This is a genomic window from Vibrio quintilis, assembly GCF_024529975.1.
GTDB lineage: Bacteria > Pseudomonadota > Gammaproteobacteria > Enterobacterales > Vibrionaceae > Vibrio > Vibrio quintilis.
In genome coordinates this window covers 1,453,202-1,471,846 of the sequence record NZ_AP024897.1, presented here as the reverse complement: position 1 = coordinate 1,471,846, position 18,645 = coordinate 1,453,202, and the positions used below count along the sequence as shown (strand labels likewise).

14 protein-coding genes are annotated in these 18,645 nt (G+C 48.6%); 5 read left to right on the top strand and 9 right to left on the bottom strand.

The annotated features are described in order from the left end of the window. Positions 1–39: 39 nt before the first annotated feature. Positions 40–459, bottom strand: a complete 420-nt coding sequence (locus OC443_RS06880) for a TonB family protein (RefSeq protein WP_083601786.1) — start codon at positions 457–459, stop codon at positions 40–42. Between the two features lie 255 nt (positions 460–714). After that, positions 715–3,006: a right-handed parallel beta-helix repeat-containing protein gene (locus OC443_RS06875; protein WP_262021651.1), complete on the bottom strand. Its 2,292-nt coding sequence runs from the start codon at positions 3,004–3,006 to the stop codon at positions 715–717. Between the two features lie 828 nt (positions 3,007–3,834). On the opposite strand from OC443_RS06875, the gene OC443_RS06870 reads away from it, so the two are divergent. Next, on the top strand, positions 3,835–5,754 hold the full coding sequence (locus OC443_RS06870) for a methyl-accepting chemotaxis protein (RefSeq protein WP_073586134.1): 1,920 nt from the start codon (positions 3,835–3,837) through the stop codon (positions 5,752–5,754). 637 nt (positions 5,755–6,391) lie between these two features. Beyond that, a complete protein-coding gene (locus OC443_RS06865; protein WP_073586136.1) occupies positions 6,392–6,619 on the top strand; it encodes a SymE family type I addiction module toxin in 228 nt (75 codons plus the stop codon). Between the two features lie 150 nt (positions 6,620–6,769). Here OC443_RS06865 and OC443_RS06860 read toward each other — a convergent pair whose 3' ends face one another. Continuing rightward, the gene (locus OC443_RS06860) at positions 6,770–8,341 is read right to left on the bottom strand and encodes a pectate lyase family protein (protein ID WP_083601771.1); all 1,572 of its coding nucleotides are present in this window, start codon (positions 8,339–8,341) and stop codon (positions 6,770–6,772) included. 967 nt (positions 8,342–9,308) lie between these two features. Between OC443_RS06860 and pelA the strand changes: the two genes are divergently transcribed. Further along, complete coding sequence (gene pelA, locus OC443_RS06855) at positions 9,309–10,664, top strand: pectate lyase (protein ID WP_073586137.1); 1,356 nt, start codon at positions 9,309–9,311, stop codon at positions 10,662–10,664. A gap of 277 nt (positions 10,665–10,941) precedes the next feature. Further along, positions 10,942–12,111, top strand: coding sequence for an ABC transporter substrate-binding protein (locus OC443_RS06850; RefSeq protein ID WP_262021650.1), 1,170 nt, complete (start codon positions 10,942–10,944; stop codon positions 12,109–12,111). 11 nt (positions 12,112–12,122) lie between these two features. Here OC443_RS06850 and OC443_RS06845 read toward each other — a convergent pair whose 3' ends face one another. From OC443_RS06845 to OC443_RS06835, 3 genes are all read right to left on the bottom strand, one after another. After that, on the bottom strand, positions 12,123–12,551 hold the full coding sequence (locus OC443_RS06845) for a glycoside hydrolase family 5 protein (RefSeq protein ID WP_262021696.1): 429 nt from the start codon (positions 12,549–12,551) through the stop codon (positions 12,123–12,125). A 60-nt stretch (positions 12,552–12,611) separates the two neighbouring features. Beyond that, complete coding sequence (locus OC443_RS06840; RefSeq protein ID WP_073586140.1) at positions 12,612–14,231, bottom strand: methyl-accepting chemotaxis protein; 1,620 nt, start codon at positions 14,229–14,231, stop codon at positions 12,612–12,614. Between the two features lie 304 nt (positions 14,232–14,535). Next, positions 14,536–14,763 carry a helix-turn-helix domain-containing protein gene (locus tag OC443_RS06835; protein ID WP_442478206.1) on the bottom strand — a complete coding sequence of 76 codons (228 nt, stop codon included), beginning with the start codon at positions 14,761–14,763 and terminating at the stop codon, positions 14,536–14,538. Positions 14,764–14,966: 203 nt separating this feature from the next. Between OC443_RS06835 and OC443_RS06830 the strand changes: the two genes are divergently transcribed. Then, complete coding sequence (locus OC443_RS06830) at positions 14,967–15,656, top strand: helix-turn-helix domain-containing protein (protein WP_073586142.1); 690 nt, start codon at positions 14,967–14,969, stop codon at positions 15,654–15,656. Between the two features lie 206 nt (positions 15,657–15,862). Here OC443_RS06830 and OC443_RS06825 read toward each other — a convergent pair whose 3' ends face one another. The 3 genes from OC443_RS06825 to OC443_RS06815 form a co-directional block, all read right to left on the bottom strand. Then, positions 15,863–16,678, bottom strand: coding sequence for a phosphodiesterase (locus OC443_RS06825; RefSeq protein WP_073586143.1), 816 nt, complete (start codon positions 16,676–16,678; stop codon positions 15,863–15,865). A gap of 13 nt (positions 16,679–16,691) precedes the next feature. Then, positions 16,692–17,795, bottom strand: coding sequence for an ABC transporter ATP-binding protein (locus OC443_RS06820; RefSeq protein WP_073586144.1), 1,104 nt, complete (start codon positions 17,793–17,795; stop codon positions 16,692–16,694). Positions 17,796–17,863: 68 nt separating this feature from the next. Further along, positions 17,864–18,643, bottom strand: coding sequence for an ABC transporter permease (locus OC443_RS06815; protein WP_073586145.1), 780 nt, complete (start codon positions 18,641–18,643; stop codon positions 17,864–17,866). Positions 18,644–18,645 lie beyond the last annotated feature (2 nt).

Genomic DNA, 18,645 nt, shown 5'->3' with positions numbered 1-18,645 from the left:
ATCGCTGTTTCAGCGGCAAGTTGTTCAATCTGAAATGCGTTATTCAGGCTTCACAATCACATTCAGATTGGTGAAATGCTGATAGGTTTGCTTATCCAGCTGCAACAGATCTTCCATCGGGAAGCTTTGTTTGACCGCCCGGACCGCCGCCTGATCAAACGCTTTTTCCCCGCTGCTTTGCAGCAGCCGGACACCGGTGACTTCTGCTTTATCATTTAACTTAAAATTCACCCGGGCAACCAGTCCCTGCTGATACTGGCCGGGCGTGACATGGGCGGCGATACGCGCCCGGAGCTTCACCGCACAGGTATAAAGCGAATGACACACATCGGCCGGCGCGGATAAATCCGGCATCGGCACCGAAGACGGCAAATCAGATGCAGCCTGCCGCGGTTTCACCGGCACCATGCATCCGCTGAGTAAAAACAGAGACATCAAAACAAGTATTGGGTATTTCATATGACCTGTGGCAGAACCTTAGCTGAGACAAACACATCACCGGGCATCATCACTGAATCTTCTTACCGGACATCCCCGGAGAGAAACGGTAACCGGTAAAGTACAAACTCCCCGCTTTATCTCAAAGATTTTATCCGATCTCAAGGATTATACCCAAGCAACCTGAAGATGCAGGTTGTTTGGGTAAACGTTTGGGTAAAAACCAGCCGCTGACATGAAAAAAGGCGGGTCAGCACCCGCCTCAGAAACCGGGCGCTAATCCCGGGCATCGTTGATCGCTTTCAGCGCCAGCGCTGCTTTACGCTGCCCGGCTGCCGTGCCGTCATCATACGCCACAGCGGCCTTAATTTCGGCAGCGAGGGTTTGATCTAATGCTTCTCCGGCACTGTTCAGACTTTCGCCATCCTGCATCAGCCAGTTGTCGCTGGTATGGTGGGCGTACACCACATCATTGTACTTGCTGGAGCGGTTAACCCGGTCCGACAGATTATGCTCAAACGTCCGCTCACTTGCGGCACTGTCATCATACGGGCTTTTCCGGATTAAGAAGTTAAACCGGGCATTATCAACCGACAGCACATGCCGGATTTTCAGTGAACCGGAATTAAAGTTATCCGTTACGCCGTCCATATTATTGTTATAAGAGACGTTATTTTCCAGTACGTGCGCCACCGGCAGCCCTTCCCCGCCAAGCTTAAAGCCATTACCGATGGTATTACCGTCATTGTCATCGTCCAGTGTGCGGCCGTTACTGTAAGAGACGGAATTTTTAATCGTCACCACACCATCTTCGCCGTCTTCAACCTTGTTAAACAGATCCCAGCCATCATCAATATTGTGGTGAGAAATACAGTTGACGAAGGTGTTGCCGTCTCCCACGCGCATTTTGGCGGCAAAGCCATCGGCGTTAATCCGCGAGCTGTCCATGTTGTTGTAACTTTCAACATTGATCACCTGATTGTAACTGGCCCACAACGCGCGACCACTGTCTCCGGAGCTGATCTGAAAACCGGTATCCGGTGAATCATGCACCTTCATCTCTTCAAAGATGTTATAACTGCCTTTAATCCGCAGGCGGGCTTCGGCCACTTCCATCCCTTTCAGATGCCAGTAATTCGCATCCACTGAGACCCGGCTCGTAAACACCACATTGTCACCGTCAGCCACCAGATTTTTCAGCGCCCCTTCCGACCCACTGACCGATTGTGACAATGAGACTGACGCATATTTCCCGTCCAGCAGATGAATCGTGCCACCCGGTGCGACAAGCTGCAACGCTTCTTTTAATGACATCGGATCCGCCTGCGTTCCCTGCGCGGTGCTGCTGCCTTCCGGCGACACATAAACAGCCGACGGGTCAGCCACGCTATGCCGGGTCACAGTAAAAGAATTCGAGCTGAGAGTCGTCGTCATACCAGATTCCGTGCCGGTGTAATCGAGCACAAAGTCGCTGCTGTCACCACTGATGGTCGTTTGCACGGCAAACATGTCACCGGCAGCCACCGCTTTGTCACGGATGATTTCCGCCCCATCCTGATAAACCGAGAATAAACCGCTGTAATTGGCCCGTGCCTGCACTGTGTATGCATCCTGTGCGGTCTGCGTCGGAGATGAAATTTCTACCCGCAGTTTTGCCGGTTCGGCAACAAACTTTGGTGTATCGACAGTTTTCGCATCGTCCGCATCAATCTCCAGCTTCGCGTTGGTGACATGAATTTTCACATTCCGCGCAGCAGCAAAGCCAACATACTGATAATCGGGGTCAATCATCTGCACGATATTCGGGTAAGCGCCATCAATGTCGGTTGTTGTTTCGCCGTCAGCGGTCGTGACCGAGACCTGAAAACCATTGTTACTGCGGCTCAGGGTCATGTGGTACTGGCTGCCGACCAGCAAATTTTCGGCATACGATTTAACCGTGCGTTTATTGCCCGCCGTTCCCCACGGCTCATAAATCCCTTCCCGGTAGCTGGTCGAGAGCTGAATTTCGGTTTCATCCCCGCCCTTGTAGGTGCGAATCTGGTTAAACGCCATATTCGAAGCTGCCGGAAATTCTTCATGTCCTTCAGGCTGCGGGTTTTGCCTTGCCGTGCCAATCACATCGCGGACCATCAGCCCGGCGCCTTCCTGCATGTTTGGTGAGGCGTCCGTTTCCGGACCAATCTGATCCACCACCACATCGGCACTCAGGGTAAAGTTTTTGCTGGTGCTGAGTTTGGTGTAATAAAAGGTGATGCCATCATGAGAATTCGCCAGCTTGCCCCCGCGGCTTTCGATGGTAAAGTCCTGCGCCAGCGGTCCCGGCTGAACCGCCTCACCGTTCACCAGCACTTCGTTCGTGCCGATTTTTGCCGGCAAAATAGTCGATGCAAAATTCAGATCGGTTGACTGGCCGAAAGTAATCGCTTTCCAGATCACTGTATCTGAATCCGTTTCAGTATCGCCGGAAGAGTGACATCCGGCGATGGTCAGCACGCCGAGAGATAAACCAACTGCAACCCAGGGTTTGGCATAGTAAGACACATTGTTCTCCTTTGTTTTTGTCATTCTGATCGCACTTTTTTGTTTCTTTTCATAAGAGGAATTTATCTGAGTACGATGCTTTCTGACTGGATTATTACCTCGATACCCAAGCAACCTGAAGATGCATGGGTATACACAACTGGAGTACTTTATCGGCAATTGGTGGTTTTGTTTCCAGTAACAATCACAAAATAAAACAATGTATCTGTTTTTTTAAAATACTATTACAGAAATCACAACATGATGATAAATAAATACACATCAGTATCATATCAAGATTAAAATAATGTAACCTACTGATTTAAATCATCTATTGAGAATTGTTAAAATTTAACCAATACGAATCAAAACCATCTCTTTTTACTCACATAAATAAGAAAATTTCAGTTTATTCTGTATGAAATCCGGTATTATTCTTTTTCTATGAAACAGCTTATTCAAATCAGTCTGCCCGCATGGTTCTGCCGCCGCATTTTTCAAGACAGGCAAAAACAACAAAACCACGAATGAAAAAAAATTACTGAATAGAAATAATGAATGCGTGATACCCAGGCAACCTGAAGATGCAGGGTTCAGGTTGTTTGGGTATAAAGATAAAATTCGTATTGATTTATATGTCACTTGTATTCAAAATGCGCAGGTTAAAGGAATGACAACCGTTTCAGACCCTGAATCACGGTCCCCGGATACGGGCACTCAGGCAGATACCGAACCCAAATATGCTGATGAATCCATTCCCGGTTCTCCGGCCCCCCGTGCCGGCCCGGCGTGTTTGTGTCCGGCATCTGCCTGGAAATCAGGGCAACGCATCGCCAGGAACAATGTTTATTTTTATGAAGTAAGGCTCCTATCATGTCGTATTTTAGTTCATTCAGTATCAGGAAAAAAATGGTACTCGGATTGACCTTTGCCGTTCTTGCCTCAACGATGATTGTCGGGGCTATCACTCAGTATCAGTCCAGAGAGGCATTAAAACACCGCCTTGTGGATATTGAATTTCCGTCATTTCTGGATCAGATCCGCCAGCAGGTCGATCATGAAGTCACGGTCTTATTACAGGCTGCAAAGCAGATTGCCCACAATGAATTTGTTAAATCGGCAATCAGTGAAACGCAGATTGACCCGGAAAGCGAAAAACTGCTGGTCCGCCAGCTGAATAATCTGAAACAGCAATATCATTTAAATGATGCTTCGGTCGCCAATAAACAAACCGCCAATTACTGGAATCAGAATGGCTTTCTGCGCCAGCTGACACCGAATGACGCGTCATGGTTCTTTGATTTTATCGCCTCCGGCAAGCCGACGATGATCAGCCTGTATCAGGAAAAAAACGGCGACATCAAAATGTTCGCCAACTATCAGGATATCAATGGGTTTACCCTGTCCGGCATGTCTAAATCGCTCGATGATATGGTCAGACTGCTGAACAGCTTTAAGATTGAAGACTCCGGTTTTGTGTTCTTAACCGATGACAAAGGGCACATCAAAATTCATAAGGACAAACAGGATACAGGCCGCAGCCTGACGGAACTGTTTGGTCAGAAAGTCGCGGATACGCTGCTCAATCAGTCGGGTTTTCATCTGACGGAAACCGAGTACCACGGCGAGCCGGTGTACCTTGCCAGTGAATATATTGAGTCTATGGACTGGTTTATTGTGGCGGCCGTGCCGAAAGATGAAGTGTATGCTGATCTGAACCAGCAGGCGATAACCATGATGCTCTGGACTGGCGTTATCGCCACCCTCTTTATTCTGTTGAGTGTCTGGCTGGCTGGCGGCATCACCCGGCCAATCCGTCAGATTGCCGAAAGATTTGAGCAGCTCGGTCAGGGCAACGGTGATTTATCGCAACGGATTAAAGTCAGCGGCCATGATGAAATCGCCCGTTTATCACGCGGATTTAATGCCTTTATTGAAACCATTCATCAATCCATGCAGGCCGTTTCTTCGACCAGCCGCACCCTGGCTGAAGAAGCCCAGCTGGTGTCAGAAAAAGCCCATCACACCCATAACAACAGCCAGAGTCAGCGCGATCAAACCATTCAGGTGGTTGCGGCAATGAATGAAATGGGCGCGACCATTCACGAGATTGCATCAAATGCCGGAATGGCAGCGCAAACTGCTACGGAAGCCAGTTCCCTCAGCGATATCGGCCGTGATGTGGTCAACCAGACCCAAAGCGCGATCAACGGCCTGGCCGATGATATGGCGAACAATGCCAGAGTGATTGAACAACTGGCAACCACCACGCAGGATATCGGTTCAATTCTGAATGTGATCCGGGAAATTTCAGAGCAGACCAACCTGCTGGCACTGAATGCGGCGATCGAAGCAGCCCGTGCCGGCGATCAGGGCCGCGGATTCGCCGTGGTCGCAGATGAAGTCCGCCAGCTGGCGGGGCGCACCGCCGCCTCCACCGATGAAATCCAGACCATGATCAGCCAGCTGCAGGATGATGCGCAACAGGCTGTGAAGGCGATTGATAATGGTCAGCAGGTCACTCAGCACGGTGTGGAACTGTCAGAAAATGCCGCCTCGCAGCTCAGCCAGATCACGCAAAGTATTCATGAAATTTCTGACCGCAATACCCAGGTTGCCACCGCAACTGAAGAGCAGTCCACCACGGTCCAGAGCATTAATCAGAATATCGAAGAGATTAATCTGATCAATGAAACCACCACCGCCACCGCGCAGGAGCTTGCCACCGCCAGTGTGGATTTGAAGCAGCTGTCGGCGCGTTTGGATCAGCTGGTCGGTAACTTTAAGCTGTAGGCTGCACCGAAAAATTAACTTCTCCCGACCCCCTGAACCCTGTTTCTGAGCCACACGCGGAAACAGGATTCAGGGGGTTGTTGTTATTAAGACAAGGATCAAACGCCGGGAGCAGTATTTATAGGCCACCTTTCAACAGTAAAGCCCCCTTAAAATCCCTATTGAGATTATTTTAAATCCCTATATCATAAAAACAAGTCAATCATACGGATAGGCCGGAGAATACACTTGTGGTCAATGGAACTATACAGCAGTCATTTTATACGTTGTGACTTATTTATTTTATGGCGCAATAGCCGGGATGATCGTGAATTTTATCTTCAGGAAAAACGTATTGATTATCGCTGTACTTATTGACGCATTTCTGTTTGAAGCATACTTTGAGCAGCAGGGCCAGAAAGTCCCACTGATACGCAGTGACCAGGTAAGCAGAAATTCACCTGACAGCAGTGGAAGCACTCTCCCGCTCTTCCCTGAAAAAAGAAGGAAACAGCTGAATAATTACAGCTTTATCACTTAAATCTCAAATTCATATGTTTTTCCTTGAAATTCAACATCTCACCCATTAACCTGCTTTCTGATTAACTCCTTTTTGTGAAAGCAGTTTGGCACAGGTTTATCCGGGAGCGGAAACATAATGACAGCAAACCATAATTATAAAACCGGGACACACACCCGTTATATCCACGTCCATTCGCATGATGGCAATGATGGACCGGACTCAATCCCCCAGTTGAGTTTAACAGGTGGCTGGCTTAATCAGTTCGGCTTTGAAATCGGGCAACGTTTGAAAATGACACTTTGTGACGGAAAAATGGTGCTTGAAGTTGAAACCCAAAAAGAGGACAACTCTTTAATCCGTTAAACACCGGCGATATGCCGTTACCTCTGGTCTTGACATATCTCAGGTACAGCATGAACCCCCGGTCAGAAAAAGAGCCTCGCAATGAGGCTCTTTGTTTATCCGGAGGCTATTTCTGATTGCTTTCGCAGATACATACCTGCAAGGCATCAGTTATTTATAAACTTCAAACTCAGCCACTTTTGGTGTATCCGAAGCAGAAACCACTTCAAAATCAACTTTACCCAGTGACACAGGTGAGAATGAAATCACGCCCGGAGCAGATGAACCGGAAGCCAGTGTATTGCCATTGTCGTGATTAACCAGTTTCCAGCTGGTGATCGTCCCTTCAGTGCCTGGTAATTCGACAATTTTCACCGTGCTGATTGTGGTGTTCAGTTTCTTCACGCTGATACGGCCGGTTGTGCCTTTTGGTGACCAGTAAGTGCTGGTGTCGCCATCAATCGCTTTACCGTAGCTGGTGTTGCTGTCTGCTTTTGAGCTGCCGTCAGCCGATGCACTCAGTGCCAGGTTAGTACCGGAAGTGTCGCCGCTGTCAGAACCACCGTTGTCGTTGCCGCTGTTATCGGAACCGCCGTTGTCAGAGCCACTATTGTCAGAACCACTATTGTCTGAACCGCTGTTATCGTTGCCACCGCTGGTTGTGCCACAGCTGCCGTCAGAGACAGCCAGACCTGTTCCCGCACCTGCTGTTGCCAGCACGATAGAAGGAATGCAGCTTGCGTTATCCGCTGTATAGCTGTAAGGAATGCTGATGGATGTGGTTGACGTTGGGTTCGGACCTGCCGGGTGCGACTTCGACTTGTCAGAAGACCAGGTAATGTTGTCCCAGACGTTGCCGCTGACATCCCAGTAACCCATGTCGTTGGTGTAGAAAGTACCCAAAGGATCTTTAGAGTCTTTCACGTAGTTATTTTCAGCTTTGATTTTACCGCCGATACGAGGGTTCATACCGGAAGAGATCAGGCCGTTGTAATAGTTGTTGTACGAGTGCGCAGTCGCATGGCGCAACAGCGGCGTACGGGAATTAATGTTCAGATAATAGTTATGGTGGAAAGTGACAGGTCCGTTTGCATCATCGGAATCACTTGAACCAACCAGACCACCACGACCGGAATTCTTCAGAATACTGTAAGACAGCGTCACGTATTTCGTGTTGTTTTTCATATCAAACAACGCATCGTAACCGTCTTTTTCGCCACCGCTGGCTTCCAGTGTCACGTGGTCAACCCAGACATTATGCACGTCTTTTTCCATACCAATGGCATCGCCACCGTTGGAAGTCGGTGAACCGGATTTCTTCACATTACGCACGTGAACATTACGGATGATAATGTTTGAAGAGCTGCGGATATGAATCCCCAGTTCATCAAATAAAGCGCCGTTACCCACACCGATCAGCGTCACGTTACTGACATCTTTCAGCTCAATTTTATCGTCGGCAGTGTTACAGCTGTCGCCCGATACTTTGCTGGTATTGCTGTGATTAATGGTGCCTTCGACCTGAATGATAATTGGTGTATCACTCGAAGCACGGCTGCAAAGTGCTTCATGAATTTGCTTACCCGTGGTTGCTTTGACCACAGTGCCACCCTGACCGCCGGTTGTACCGCCGTTCTGTGTGTGGAAGCCGGAAGCCAGCGCAGGCGCTGAACATAGTGCAAGCAGCACTGCTGACGTTAATAAGCGCATTTTATTACGCTTATTATTAATAACATTTATCATAATATAATTCCCTGACGTCTCTAATTCGGGGTACCCCCCGCACGATAAGACTTATTTTAAATAATGAACATACCCATTCTTTTATTCCAGACAAACCCGTCTGGCATACTGAACCTCTGTTTATTTACTTTCAGTAACAAACAGAGGCACCAGACAATTGAAATAAATATAAACAAAAATATAAACAACATTTCATTTATGAGAAAACACTATATCTATTTCTCAATTACATTTTGAACAATAATGACTTTCAAATACAAGACAAGAATTGAAAACATGGGAAATATATCACAATTCAATAACACAAGATCCGGAAACAGATAGATAACTCAACATAATTCACTGATTAAAAACAAAAAGATAAAGATCTACTTTTAATAAAAATATTTACAAGAATTTACATCAGCCAAATAATTTCATGACTATCCATCACACCGGACATGCTATTACGGCAGAAATACTGAATAAATAACCGGATAATTAAAAATTTTAAATTTATCTGACATTTACTAAATAAACCAGGGTTAAATTAAACCAATCCCGGTTCAAACCGAAGATATAATAATCAAAACACATGTTTCAGGCAGACAATAATTAAGTTAAATACAGCGGCTCACCGGTAAAAAATACCCGATGAAATCTGTATAAATAATCTTCATAAAAAATGATGTTTAATTTTTCATTTCGGCTTTTTCATCAGCTAATTACAAAATACGACATAAAAAGGTCAGGCCGAATCACAGTTTTTCATTATTTGCAACTCAGCTCATATAATCGAGCAAAGATTATACATATCACCTGATACATATGATAAATATAATAAACCTGATTCATAAACCGTGTGGTGTCCGGAATAAATCAGGTCTCCCGAAACGACCTGCCGGAACATGATCAGATCATCTGGCTCAGGTGGTTTGGGCGTGAATGTATCAATAAAAAAACTTCTGATAAATAGTTGGTTAACAATATGAAAAAAATTACAAATACCATTGCACTCGCTGTCGCGATCGGCTGTGGCGCATTTGCATCCGCACAGGCATCAGCGGCCTCATGTGCCGTCGCATCCGATATCTGGAGTAACGGATATACGCTGACGGTCACCGTTGACAGCGGAAGCGCAGCCGTTGATGGCTGGAAAGTGCAGTTAAAATTCGATCAAACCCCGGATATCTCCAACAGCTGGAGTGCCGATGTCCAGACATCCGGGAAAACAATAACCGCCACTTCACTGGACTGGAACAGTCATATCGACGCCGGCAGCAGTGTTTCTTTTGGATTACAGGGGACTTATGACGGCAGTTTTACCGCCCCTGATTGTGTGATTGCTGACAGTGGCGGCACCAGCGGTGACTCATCAGATGACAACGCCAAACTGTTGTCTCAGGATGGTAACCCGGTTCATAAACGCTTTAAGTCTCAGAGAACCGCGTGGAGTCAGAGCAAAGCAGATATCATCCTCTCCTATCAATACGACAACGGCGGCTGGCCGAAAAATCAGTCCTACGATTCAAAAGGCAGCGGCGGCAGCGGTAAGGGCACGTTTGATAACGGTGCAACCACCACCGAAATGATCTATCTGGCTCAGGTTTACCGCGATACCAAAAATACCAAGTACCGCAACGCCGTCCGTAAAGGGATGGATTATACCCTGAAAGCTCAGTACAGCACCGGCGGCTGGCCGCAGTTCTATCCGCTGAAAGGAGGTTATCATGACCATGTGACCTTCAATGATAATGCGATGAGCAGCGTGCTGACGATGCTGTATCATGCCAGCCGCAAAGATGCGCCATTTGATACGGATATTTTCTCTGACAGTGATCGGGCTGAAATGAAAACCGCGATCACCAAAGGGGTGGAATATATCCTCAAAGCGCAGTGGAAACAGAACGGCACGCTGACAGTCTGGTGTGCGCAGCATGGTAAAAGCGATTACAAACCGAAGAAAGCCCGGGCATACGAGCTGAAATCACTCAGCGGCAGTGAATCAGTTGAAGTACTTGGCTTCCTGATGACCCAGCCTCAGACGGATAAAGTGAAAAAAGCAGTCAAAGCCGGTCTGGCATGGTTCAGCAGCCCGAATACTTATCTGGCCGACCACACTTATGACAAGTCCGTCGAGAAGAAAATTGTCTATAAAAAAGGCAGCCGGATGTGGTATCGCTTCTACGATCTGGAAACCAACACAGGTTTCTTCAGTGACCGGGATGGTAAGAAATATTATGACCTGATGGATATTTCTTCCGAACGCCGTAACGGCTATAGCTGGGGCGGTAACTACGGTGAAAAAATTATCTCTTACGCTAAAAAAGTCGGCTACTTATAAGAAGCACACAACAAGTAAAACGAGAATCATTCAGGGGCACTTTGTGCCCCTTTTTTTATGTCCGGTTTCTCATTCCGGCTTCTTATCAGATCAATGATCATCCGGGGATATCCGCAAAAAACCAAAATGATAATGAATTTCATAATCATTCATATTGCAAATGTCATCATGCTCAGTAAGATAAAGCTTTTATACCCAAACAACCTGAAGATGCAGGTTGATTGGGTATATCATCAACCACTTTTTATCATTCAATTTTTATCACCGGCAGTCATGCATGACCGGAGCGCCTCCGGCGGTGGCTTTTTATGTGAATCAACAGGATAAATACATGCTGAAAAAGCTTTTACGTCAACGGATTTCAGGCCGGACACTTTTCTGTATTCTGGCACTCTCTTTTATGCAAACGGCATTTGCCCAAACGCAAACCATCACCGATGTACTCGGCAGAAAAGTCACGCTGGACCTGCCGGCAAAGCGGGTCATTCTGGGTGGCTATGGTGAAGATTACATGGCTATCGGCACCGAAAAAGCGTATGACCATGTGGTCGGCATGTCGAAAGGCATCTGGGAAAAATGGCGCCCGGCAAACTGGGCCATGTATGTCAAACACCGCCCTTCCCTGGCAACGCTGCCGGATGTCGGTAAAGTTGATGCGCAGACCTTTTCTCTGGAAAAAGTCATCAGCCTGCAACCAGACCTGCTGGTGCTGGCAAACTGGCAGTTTAAAGCGCTGGGCAGTGAGGTCAGCCGGATTGAACAGGCCGGAATTCCTGTGGTTGTGATTGATTACAATGCCCAGACACTGGAACGCCACCTGCAAAGTACCCGCATCATCGGGCAGATCACCGGGCAGGAAAAACGGGCTGAAAAAATTGCCCGCGAATATCAGCAAATGGTACAGCTGATTGCGGATCGTCTGGCGAAGCATAAGCTGCCAAAACCAAAAATTTATGCAGAGTTCGGCTTTCCCGGTGTGGATGAATACGGCTATACCTTCGGCAAAAATATGTGGGGCGCGATGTCAGAAATGGCTGGCGGCACGAACATTTCCAAACCATTTATTGAATGGTGGGGTCATCTGAACCCGGAGCAGGTGCTGGCGGCGAAACCCGACGTGATTCTGATCACCGGCTATGAGTTTGGCAGCAATCCGACCTCAATGATTATTGGTCAGGACGTTGATCGCCAGACCGCCCTGGCCCGTCTGGCCGGATATAAACAACGCCCCGGCTGGAACAGCCTGCCAGCGGTAAAAAATAACCGGATGATCGGACTTTATCACGGTGCCTGCCGCAGTATTCTGGACGGGCCGATGATTCAGTACATCGCGAAGGCACTGTACCCGGAAGTGTTTGCGGATTTAGATCCGGAAGCCGCCTACCTTAACTTTTATCAGCAATATCTGCCGGTTCAGCCCGCAGGCGCATTCGCTGTCGGACTGTAGCGCCGGTTTCATCAACAGATCAGACAAATACGCCCGCAGTGAACTGCGGGCGAAAAAACCATAACAGTGATTCGTGATACATGGCGTCCCGGAGTGGACGACGGATTCCCTACCATATGCAGGTGTTTCCCATGCTCAATCACTGAACGTTGCGGATCAGAATAGCCTTTTCTCACCAACAGGCGATCCCGGATAATTCCGCCAGACGCTGTCAGCACGTCATCATCCGTCCAGGTTGCTGAAACTGGCGTACGATGAACAAACATCGCCGCAGATTCACTCATATCACTCATTGACCAGTGACACATTGATAGTCCCAGCTCATCAATGATATCGTACCAGTCCTGATTATTCTCAAGACTCACTTCGCCATCACCATTGGGTTCTGAATGTCCGTATTCAGAGACAAAGATCGGTACCTCCTTCTCCCATTCTTTCAGTTTTGCTTTCAGGTGGTCATGGCATTCCTCAGGTGATGCAGGGGTAAATCGAACAGGTCGCTAAATCGTAAAGTAAGCCAGTAATTTTCTCTGCTCTTCGGCTTCTGATTCAAGGCTGTGGCTGATTTGAGTGGCTTCCTGAATCGCCGTCACGTTCTGATTGATCATTTCAACTGACACCGTAATATTGCGTGAAATCTCATCAGTCACACTGGTTTGCTCATCTGATGCGGTGGCAACCTGGGTGTTAAAATCGGCGATCTGATGCATGCCGGTCTGAATTTTATCAAAGGCTTCCATGACCTGCTCTGAGATTTGCGTCGATTCGGTCACCAGTTGCAGGTTGGAATTCATAAACTGATCGGCCTGCTCAGCCTGAGTTTGCAACCGGACGATAATCTCCTGAATATCAACGGTCGAATCCTGTGTTTTAGTCGCCAGATTACGCACTTCATCGGCCACCACAGCAAACCCGCGTCCCTGTTCTCCGGCCCGGGCCGCTTCGATCGCCGCATTCAGCGCCAGCAGGTTGGTTTGCTCTGAGATGCCATGAATCACCTCAATCACGGTACCGATTTCAGTCGAATACTGCCGGAGCTCATTGACGATCTCAGCCGAATCCCGGACCGAAGCCGCAATCCGTTCAGAGATCGCTTTCGACTCAACCAGTGCCTGATTGCCTTCATCGACATACGCCATCGCCTGACCGGCATAATCTTTGGCCTGAGAGGCATTTTCGCTGATCTCCAGCGCGGCGCTGGCCATTTCAGTACTGGCAGTTGCAATCATCTCAGACTGGCTGAGAATATGCTCGGCATTGCCTTTAGACTGCGTCATGTTTGCCGCCAGTGATTCCGAATTGTGGCTGACCTGATTCGCCACGCGGGACAGTTTGGAGGTGATCTGATTAAACTGCCCGGACGAACGGTTCAGGCTGTCGGACAACACACCCAGTTCATTGTGCCCCATATGATCGACCTGAGTGGTCAGATCGCCTTCAGCCATCTGTGTGATCGCATCTTTCAGGGTATGCACCGAGGTGGTCAGATAACGGGCTATCACAAACGCAATCGCAGCCATGATCAACGCTGAAATCACCAGTGACAGAATCAGCATTCGAATCGCCCGGGCGTGAATGGTGTCTGCATATTCGCTGGCCTGTGCGGCAGAATCCCGATCCAGCTGAGACAGTTTGATTAACACATCAGAATAACGGGTATACGCCTGCCGGGATTTTCCGGTAAAAAGGGTTTTGGCGGCCTGATAGCTGCCAGAAGAAGATAAGGATAATAATTTCTGCTGAATGGACAGGTAGTTCTGGTATTCATGCTCAAACACTTTCATCAGTCCGGCTTCTTCACCATCAGAACTCATCTGCTTATAAGCGTGCAGCGTGTCATCAATCTGTTGTTTTTTCTGTGTCAGGTGTTCATCGGCTTGCTGAATCTCCTGCGGGTCAGTCAGGATAATATGAATGGCTTCCAGATTTCTTAAATCTGCCGTCTGAGTATTCAAACGTTCAATCAATTGTACTGACGGGAGCCAGTTGTCAGAAATCACCGTCGACTGCTGGTTAATCGTATCCATCTGCGATAAAGATACCAGTGTGATAATTATAAATATCACCACAGGGACAGAGAAGCCTGCGGTTAACAAATGGCTAATCTTGATATTTTTCATGCGCTAATCCATCTTTCAAAAGAATAATCACCCCACACGGTCGCGGGGAACATCACTCAGCTTCGTCCCGAAGCATAAACATATACAGCAGACTGCTTTTATGGACAGAAGCCTTTCTGTTCAAGCTATTGTTTTTAAGTCGCATATTATCCAAACGGGTTCCAGGCCTTCCCCCTCCCACAAAAAGCCTTATGCTAAAATCATGGTTAATACACTTATGTTGCGCTCTATAGAATATAATTTTATGTATATTTATGATGACCAACTGACGGATTATATAGCACGCGCGTTCTATTCTAACGGGTTATGCGCTCTTTTTCGAGTACCGTGAAGGCCAAATTTCTTCCGGTGGAACGCCGATCTTATCCGCGATAATTTTTTCCGCTTTCGGATATTTCTGGCGAAAAGCATTGCGCAAAGTGGACCCCGCAATACCATGCTCATTTGCCAGTCGTTCGCAGTTTGTCCCTGCTTTCTCCAAGGCTGCCTTTATATCTGCAACATGCCAGTCTTGCGTTGTATTCAGCATCATGTAACCCTCATCGACTTATGTGTTAAACTCACATGTGAGACACTTGTGTCAGACATATGTGTTGAGCTGTCGTGTAATACAAGTGTTTTACACACTCCAGTTGCACACATGGTTGATCACAAAAGAACGCAAGTCAACGGCATTTTCTTGCCCGGTGCGTTCTTTTGTTTTCTTTCGGTGATAGCTATAAATTGAGTTAATATATGGAAAAACATGAAGAAAACCCGCTCCTGTCGCAGTACAAACTACAGATTGATCAGTTTAAAGACAGGTTGAGAGATGTCATGGGGGATGAATCCGTACGCTCTTTTTCAAAGAGATGTGGTATTTCTGAGAGTGTGATCAGAAAATACTTAAAGGGCTCTTACCCGGTCATGGACAAACTCCCCAGAATTGCTGAAGCCACCGGCATGAGTATGGGCTGGTTAATTTCCGGCTGCGAATCGGACTGTATTGCGGAAGCATCCGGTCAAAATCAGGAACTGCCGGAACGGCTGAAAATCCTGATGAAGGGCCGGGAAGCAAGACAGGCCGCTGAAGACTGGCAGGTCAGTGTATCCACCCTCAAAGCCTGCCTCGATGGCTCCGTCCCCAGCCTGAACATTGCCAGCCGGATTGCGTCGGCTGAAGGTATCTCACTGGAATGGCTCGCAACCGGTCATGGGCTGATGTATCAAACAGACGATGGAATCCTGCCACCAAAAGTGCAGGGAATTAACCGGGAAACCCTGACGCAATCAATCGAAAAAATCGATTCATTATGTCAAAAGAATGCGTTAATCCTCGATAACCGGAAAAAAGCCCGGATCATAGCGCTGGTTTATCAAATGTCCCTGAATCCGGAAAAAATTGATGAGTCTGTTTATTTTGAAATCATCAAACTGGCGTCATGACCATCGGCACCTGTCACTAAGATAAAACAGACTTCTGACAAAGAGTTTCTGCTCATTCAGGCAAATTGATGCCGGATGAATATCCCGCCCGGAGCCGGACAGAAACGTCGAAGTCACTTTTTATTGAACATCGTTCCGTCAGCCTCCTTCCAATATGCTTTGCACAAACATCACCACAGCGCAAAAGACCTCAGGGTCTGCTGACCCTAACAAATCAGCTGATGATTCTCATCGAAAAATGGAAATGGACCTTCCCCCGCACCGAGATAACTCAGATGGCTGACGATACCTTCCGGCTTTAAAGCAAATAACTGAATCGCACGGCTTTCAAGCGAAAAAGAAGAAGGCGCCTGCGGATCCAAATCCAGCGTCACGGCATGGTTGTGTGCCGGTCCGACCCAGACCGGCAAATCATGCCAGAGCGCAAAGACAGGCCGGTGCAGATGGCCGGTCACAATCCCTTTCACGTGAGAATACCACGTCAACACGTCATACAGCTGATCATCATTTTGCAGTTTCTGAACATCCATATGGTTCAGGCCAACAGCCATCGGCGGATGATGCATAAACAGCAACACAGGACGGTCCGCGTGAGTCTGCAACACCTGATCAAGCCATATCAGTGTCTCGTCACTCAGCAAACCGTACGGCTGACCAATCACGGAAGTATCCAGCCCGACCAGCACATAGCCCCCGCACTCACGGATAAAATTACAATAATGCGGATGATCGAATGTCGTCAGTTCTGCCAGTGCTTCCCGCAGGCATCCCCGGTGGTCATGGTTGCCCGGAATCACCTGAATCGCAGGCTGAAGCCGCTGTAATTCCGGCAGAATGACTGCATACTCTTCCGGTGTCCCGTAATCTCCCAGATCACCGGTCACAACAACCAGATCAGGCCGGGGTTGCAGGGCATTAATATGATTCACGGCCTCACGTAAACAGGCCAGTGTATCGACTTTCCGGTAAGCGGGTTTGCCGCCTTCCCGGATATGTAAATCAGTCAGTTGTGCAATCAGCATCACGCCTTCCGGATTATTGTTGTTCAGTATTCAGCCAGATGAGCCGGGATTGATCCGGTATCATAAACACGGTTTGCCCGGCGCTGTACGCCCGGCGGGAAAAGCAATCCACACAAATCTGCGGATGCGCCGGACCAATCTCAGCCACCACACGGGTCCGGTCTCCGAGAAAGACGCCTGAGACCACAGTCGCGGCAATCGCGGCCTGATCGGTCGTTTCGGTTTCCAGACGAATATCTTCAGGGCGAATCATCAGGGTGACTTCACCACTGACCGGCAGAAAGTCCGGTAAAATCCCCGGTGGCAATGTCCATGACTGTCCTTCCGGCAGGTTCAGAACCAGCGCCCCGTGTCCTTGCTGAACATGGGCAGAGAGATAATTCATCCGGCCGATAAAATCCGCCACAAACCGGCTCTCAGGCGCCAGATAAATCGCTTCCGCCGTGCCGGTCTGGGCAATTTCTCCCTGATCGAGCACCACAATCCGGTCCCCCATTTCCATCGCTTCTTCCTGATCATGAGTGACATACACCGCGGTAATCCCCAGACGTTTCAGCAACAGGTGGATCTCTCCCCGCAACCTTTTTTTCAGCTGAGCGTCGAGTGCCGAGAGCGGTTCATCCAGCAGCAGCACCCGTGGCCGGGTAATAATCGCCCTTGCGAGCGCCACCCGCTGCCGCTGCCCGCCGGACAACTGATCCACCGCCCGGTGGGCATACGCCTGCAAATCAAACATCGCCAGCATGTCATCCACTTTTTTCTGCCGCTCTGCCGGCTTCTCTCCCCTGACCCGCAATCCGTATTCAATATTTTCCGCCACGTTCATATTCGGAAACAGCGCATAGGATTGAAAGACCATCCCGATATGACGCTTTTCAACCGGCAGCGCGGTCACATCCTGATCACCAAAACAAATACGGCCACCGGGGTCAGCAAATTCCAGCCCGGCGATCAAACGCAGTGTCGTGGTTTTTCCACAGCCCGAGGGGCCAAGCAGTACCAGAATTTCTCCGGCGTGAATGTCTAAATCCAGCGGCTTAAGCGCCAGCGTGCCATCGGTAAAGGTTTTCTGAATTTGCTTCAGGTGAATCGATACACTTGAATCGGATAATTTCATCGTTTTCTTCACTCAGATTGATTAATCAGCTCATTGATTAACCAACAAATTAATCGGTCAGCCCCGGATTACACCGGTCTGCGGTTCAGTCGCTGTGCCGCCATCAGCAGAGGCAGAATCAGGCACAGAAAAATCAGCGTATAAGCAGAGCTGATTTCCAGCCGCATCGACGCATAAGAATCTGCCAGTCCGACCGGCAAGGTTTTGGTCAGGGGCGTATGCAGCATCCAGGTCAGATTGAATTCCCCCACCGATAACGTCAGGGTCATCAGCACCCCGTTTATGATGCCGGTTTTGCAGTTGGGAATAATCACATCGACAAAGCGTTGCCGGAACGAAGCCCCGAGACTGGCCGCCCCCTCCTCCAGCACCCGGAAATTGATACTGCACAGCACCGCCAGCACGGCTTTGACCATAAACGGCAGGGTAAAAATGACATGGCCGGTCAGGATAAACAGCCAGCTGGTACGAAAAGCCGTGATGTCACCATAAACCGACAACAGCCCCAGCGCGATAGCCAGGCCGGGAATCGCCACCGGTAAAGTCAGACACTCTTCAAACCACACGGCAAACCGCGACGGATAACGGGCGAGATAATATGCACAGGGCACTCCCGCCAGCAGATTAATCACCGTCGCTGCCAGTGCGATCCGGAGCGTCAGCCACACAGTTCCGGCATACATCTCCCACACTTCGGTCACCCAGCGCAGTGTCAGGCCGCTTTTAATACCGGTAAAATAGTTGTTCGTCAGCCCGGCCGTGATGGACATCAGCACCGGCACAATCAGAAACGCACACACCAGCAGTGTAAAACCCAGCTGAAGATAAAAAACACCTGTTCTTTTCATCC

What these genes read in the sequence shown, in the direction of transcription:
- OC443_RS06880 (WP_083601786.1), bottom strand. Translation starts at nt 459, where the DNA reads ATGAAATACCCAATACTTGTTTTGATGTCTCTGTTTTTACTCAGCGGA.
- OC443_RS06875 (WP_262021651.1), bottom strand. Translation starts at nt 3,006, where the DNA reads ATGACAAAAACAAAGGAGAACAATGTGTCTTACTATGCCAAACCCTGG.
- OC443_RS06870 (WP_073586134.1), top strand. Translation starts at nt 3,835, where the DNA reads ATGTCGTATTTTAGTTCATTCAGTATCAGGAAAAAAATGGTACTCGGA.
- OC443_RS06865 (WP_073586136.1), top strand. Translation starts at nt 6,392, where the DNA reads ATGACAGCAAACCATAATTATAAAACCGGGACACACACCCGTTATATC.
- OC443_RS06860 (WP_083601771.1), bottom strand. Translation starts at nt 8,341, where the DNA reads ATGATAAATGTTATTAATAATAAGCGTAATAAAATGCGCTTATTAACG.
- pelA (WP_073586137.1), top strand. Translation starts at nt 9,309, where the DNA reads ATGAAAAAAATTACAAATACCATTGCACTCGCTGTCGCGATCGGCTGT.
- OC443_RS06850 (WP_262021650.1), top strand. Translation starts at nt 10,942, where the DNA reads ATGACCGGAGCGCCTCCGGCGGTGGCTTTTTATGTGAATCAACAGGAT.
- OC443_RS06840 (WP_073586140.1), bottom strand. Translation starts at nt 14,231, where the DNA reads ATGAAAAATATCAAGATTAGCCATTTGTTAACCGCAGGCTTCTCTGTC.
- OC443_RS06835 (WP_442478206.1), bottom strand. Translation starts at nt 14,763, where the DNA reads ATGATGCTGAATACAACGCAAGACTGGCATGTTGCAGATATAAAGGCA.
- OC443_RS06830 (WP_073586142.1), top strand. Translation starts at nt 14,967, where the DNA reads ATGGAAAAACATGAAGAAAACCCGCTCCTGTCGCAGTACAAACTACAG.
- OC443_RS06825 (WP_073586143.1), bottom strand. Translation starts at nt 16,678, where the DNA reads ATGCTGATTGCACAACTGACTGATTTACATATCCGGGAAGGCGGCAAA.
- OC443_RS06820 (WP_073586144.1), bottom strand. Translation starts at nt 17,795, where the DNA reads ATGAAATTATCCGATTCAAGTGTATCGATTCACCTGAAGCAAATTCAG.
- OC443_RS06815 (WP_073586145.1), bottom strand. Translation starts at nt 18,643, where the DNA reads ATGAAAAGAACAGGTGTTTTTTATCTTCAGCTGGGTTTTACACTGCTG.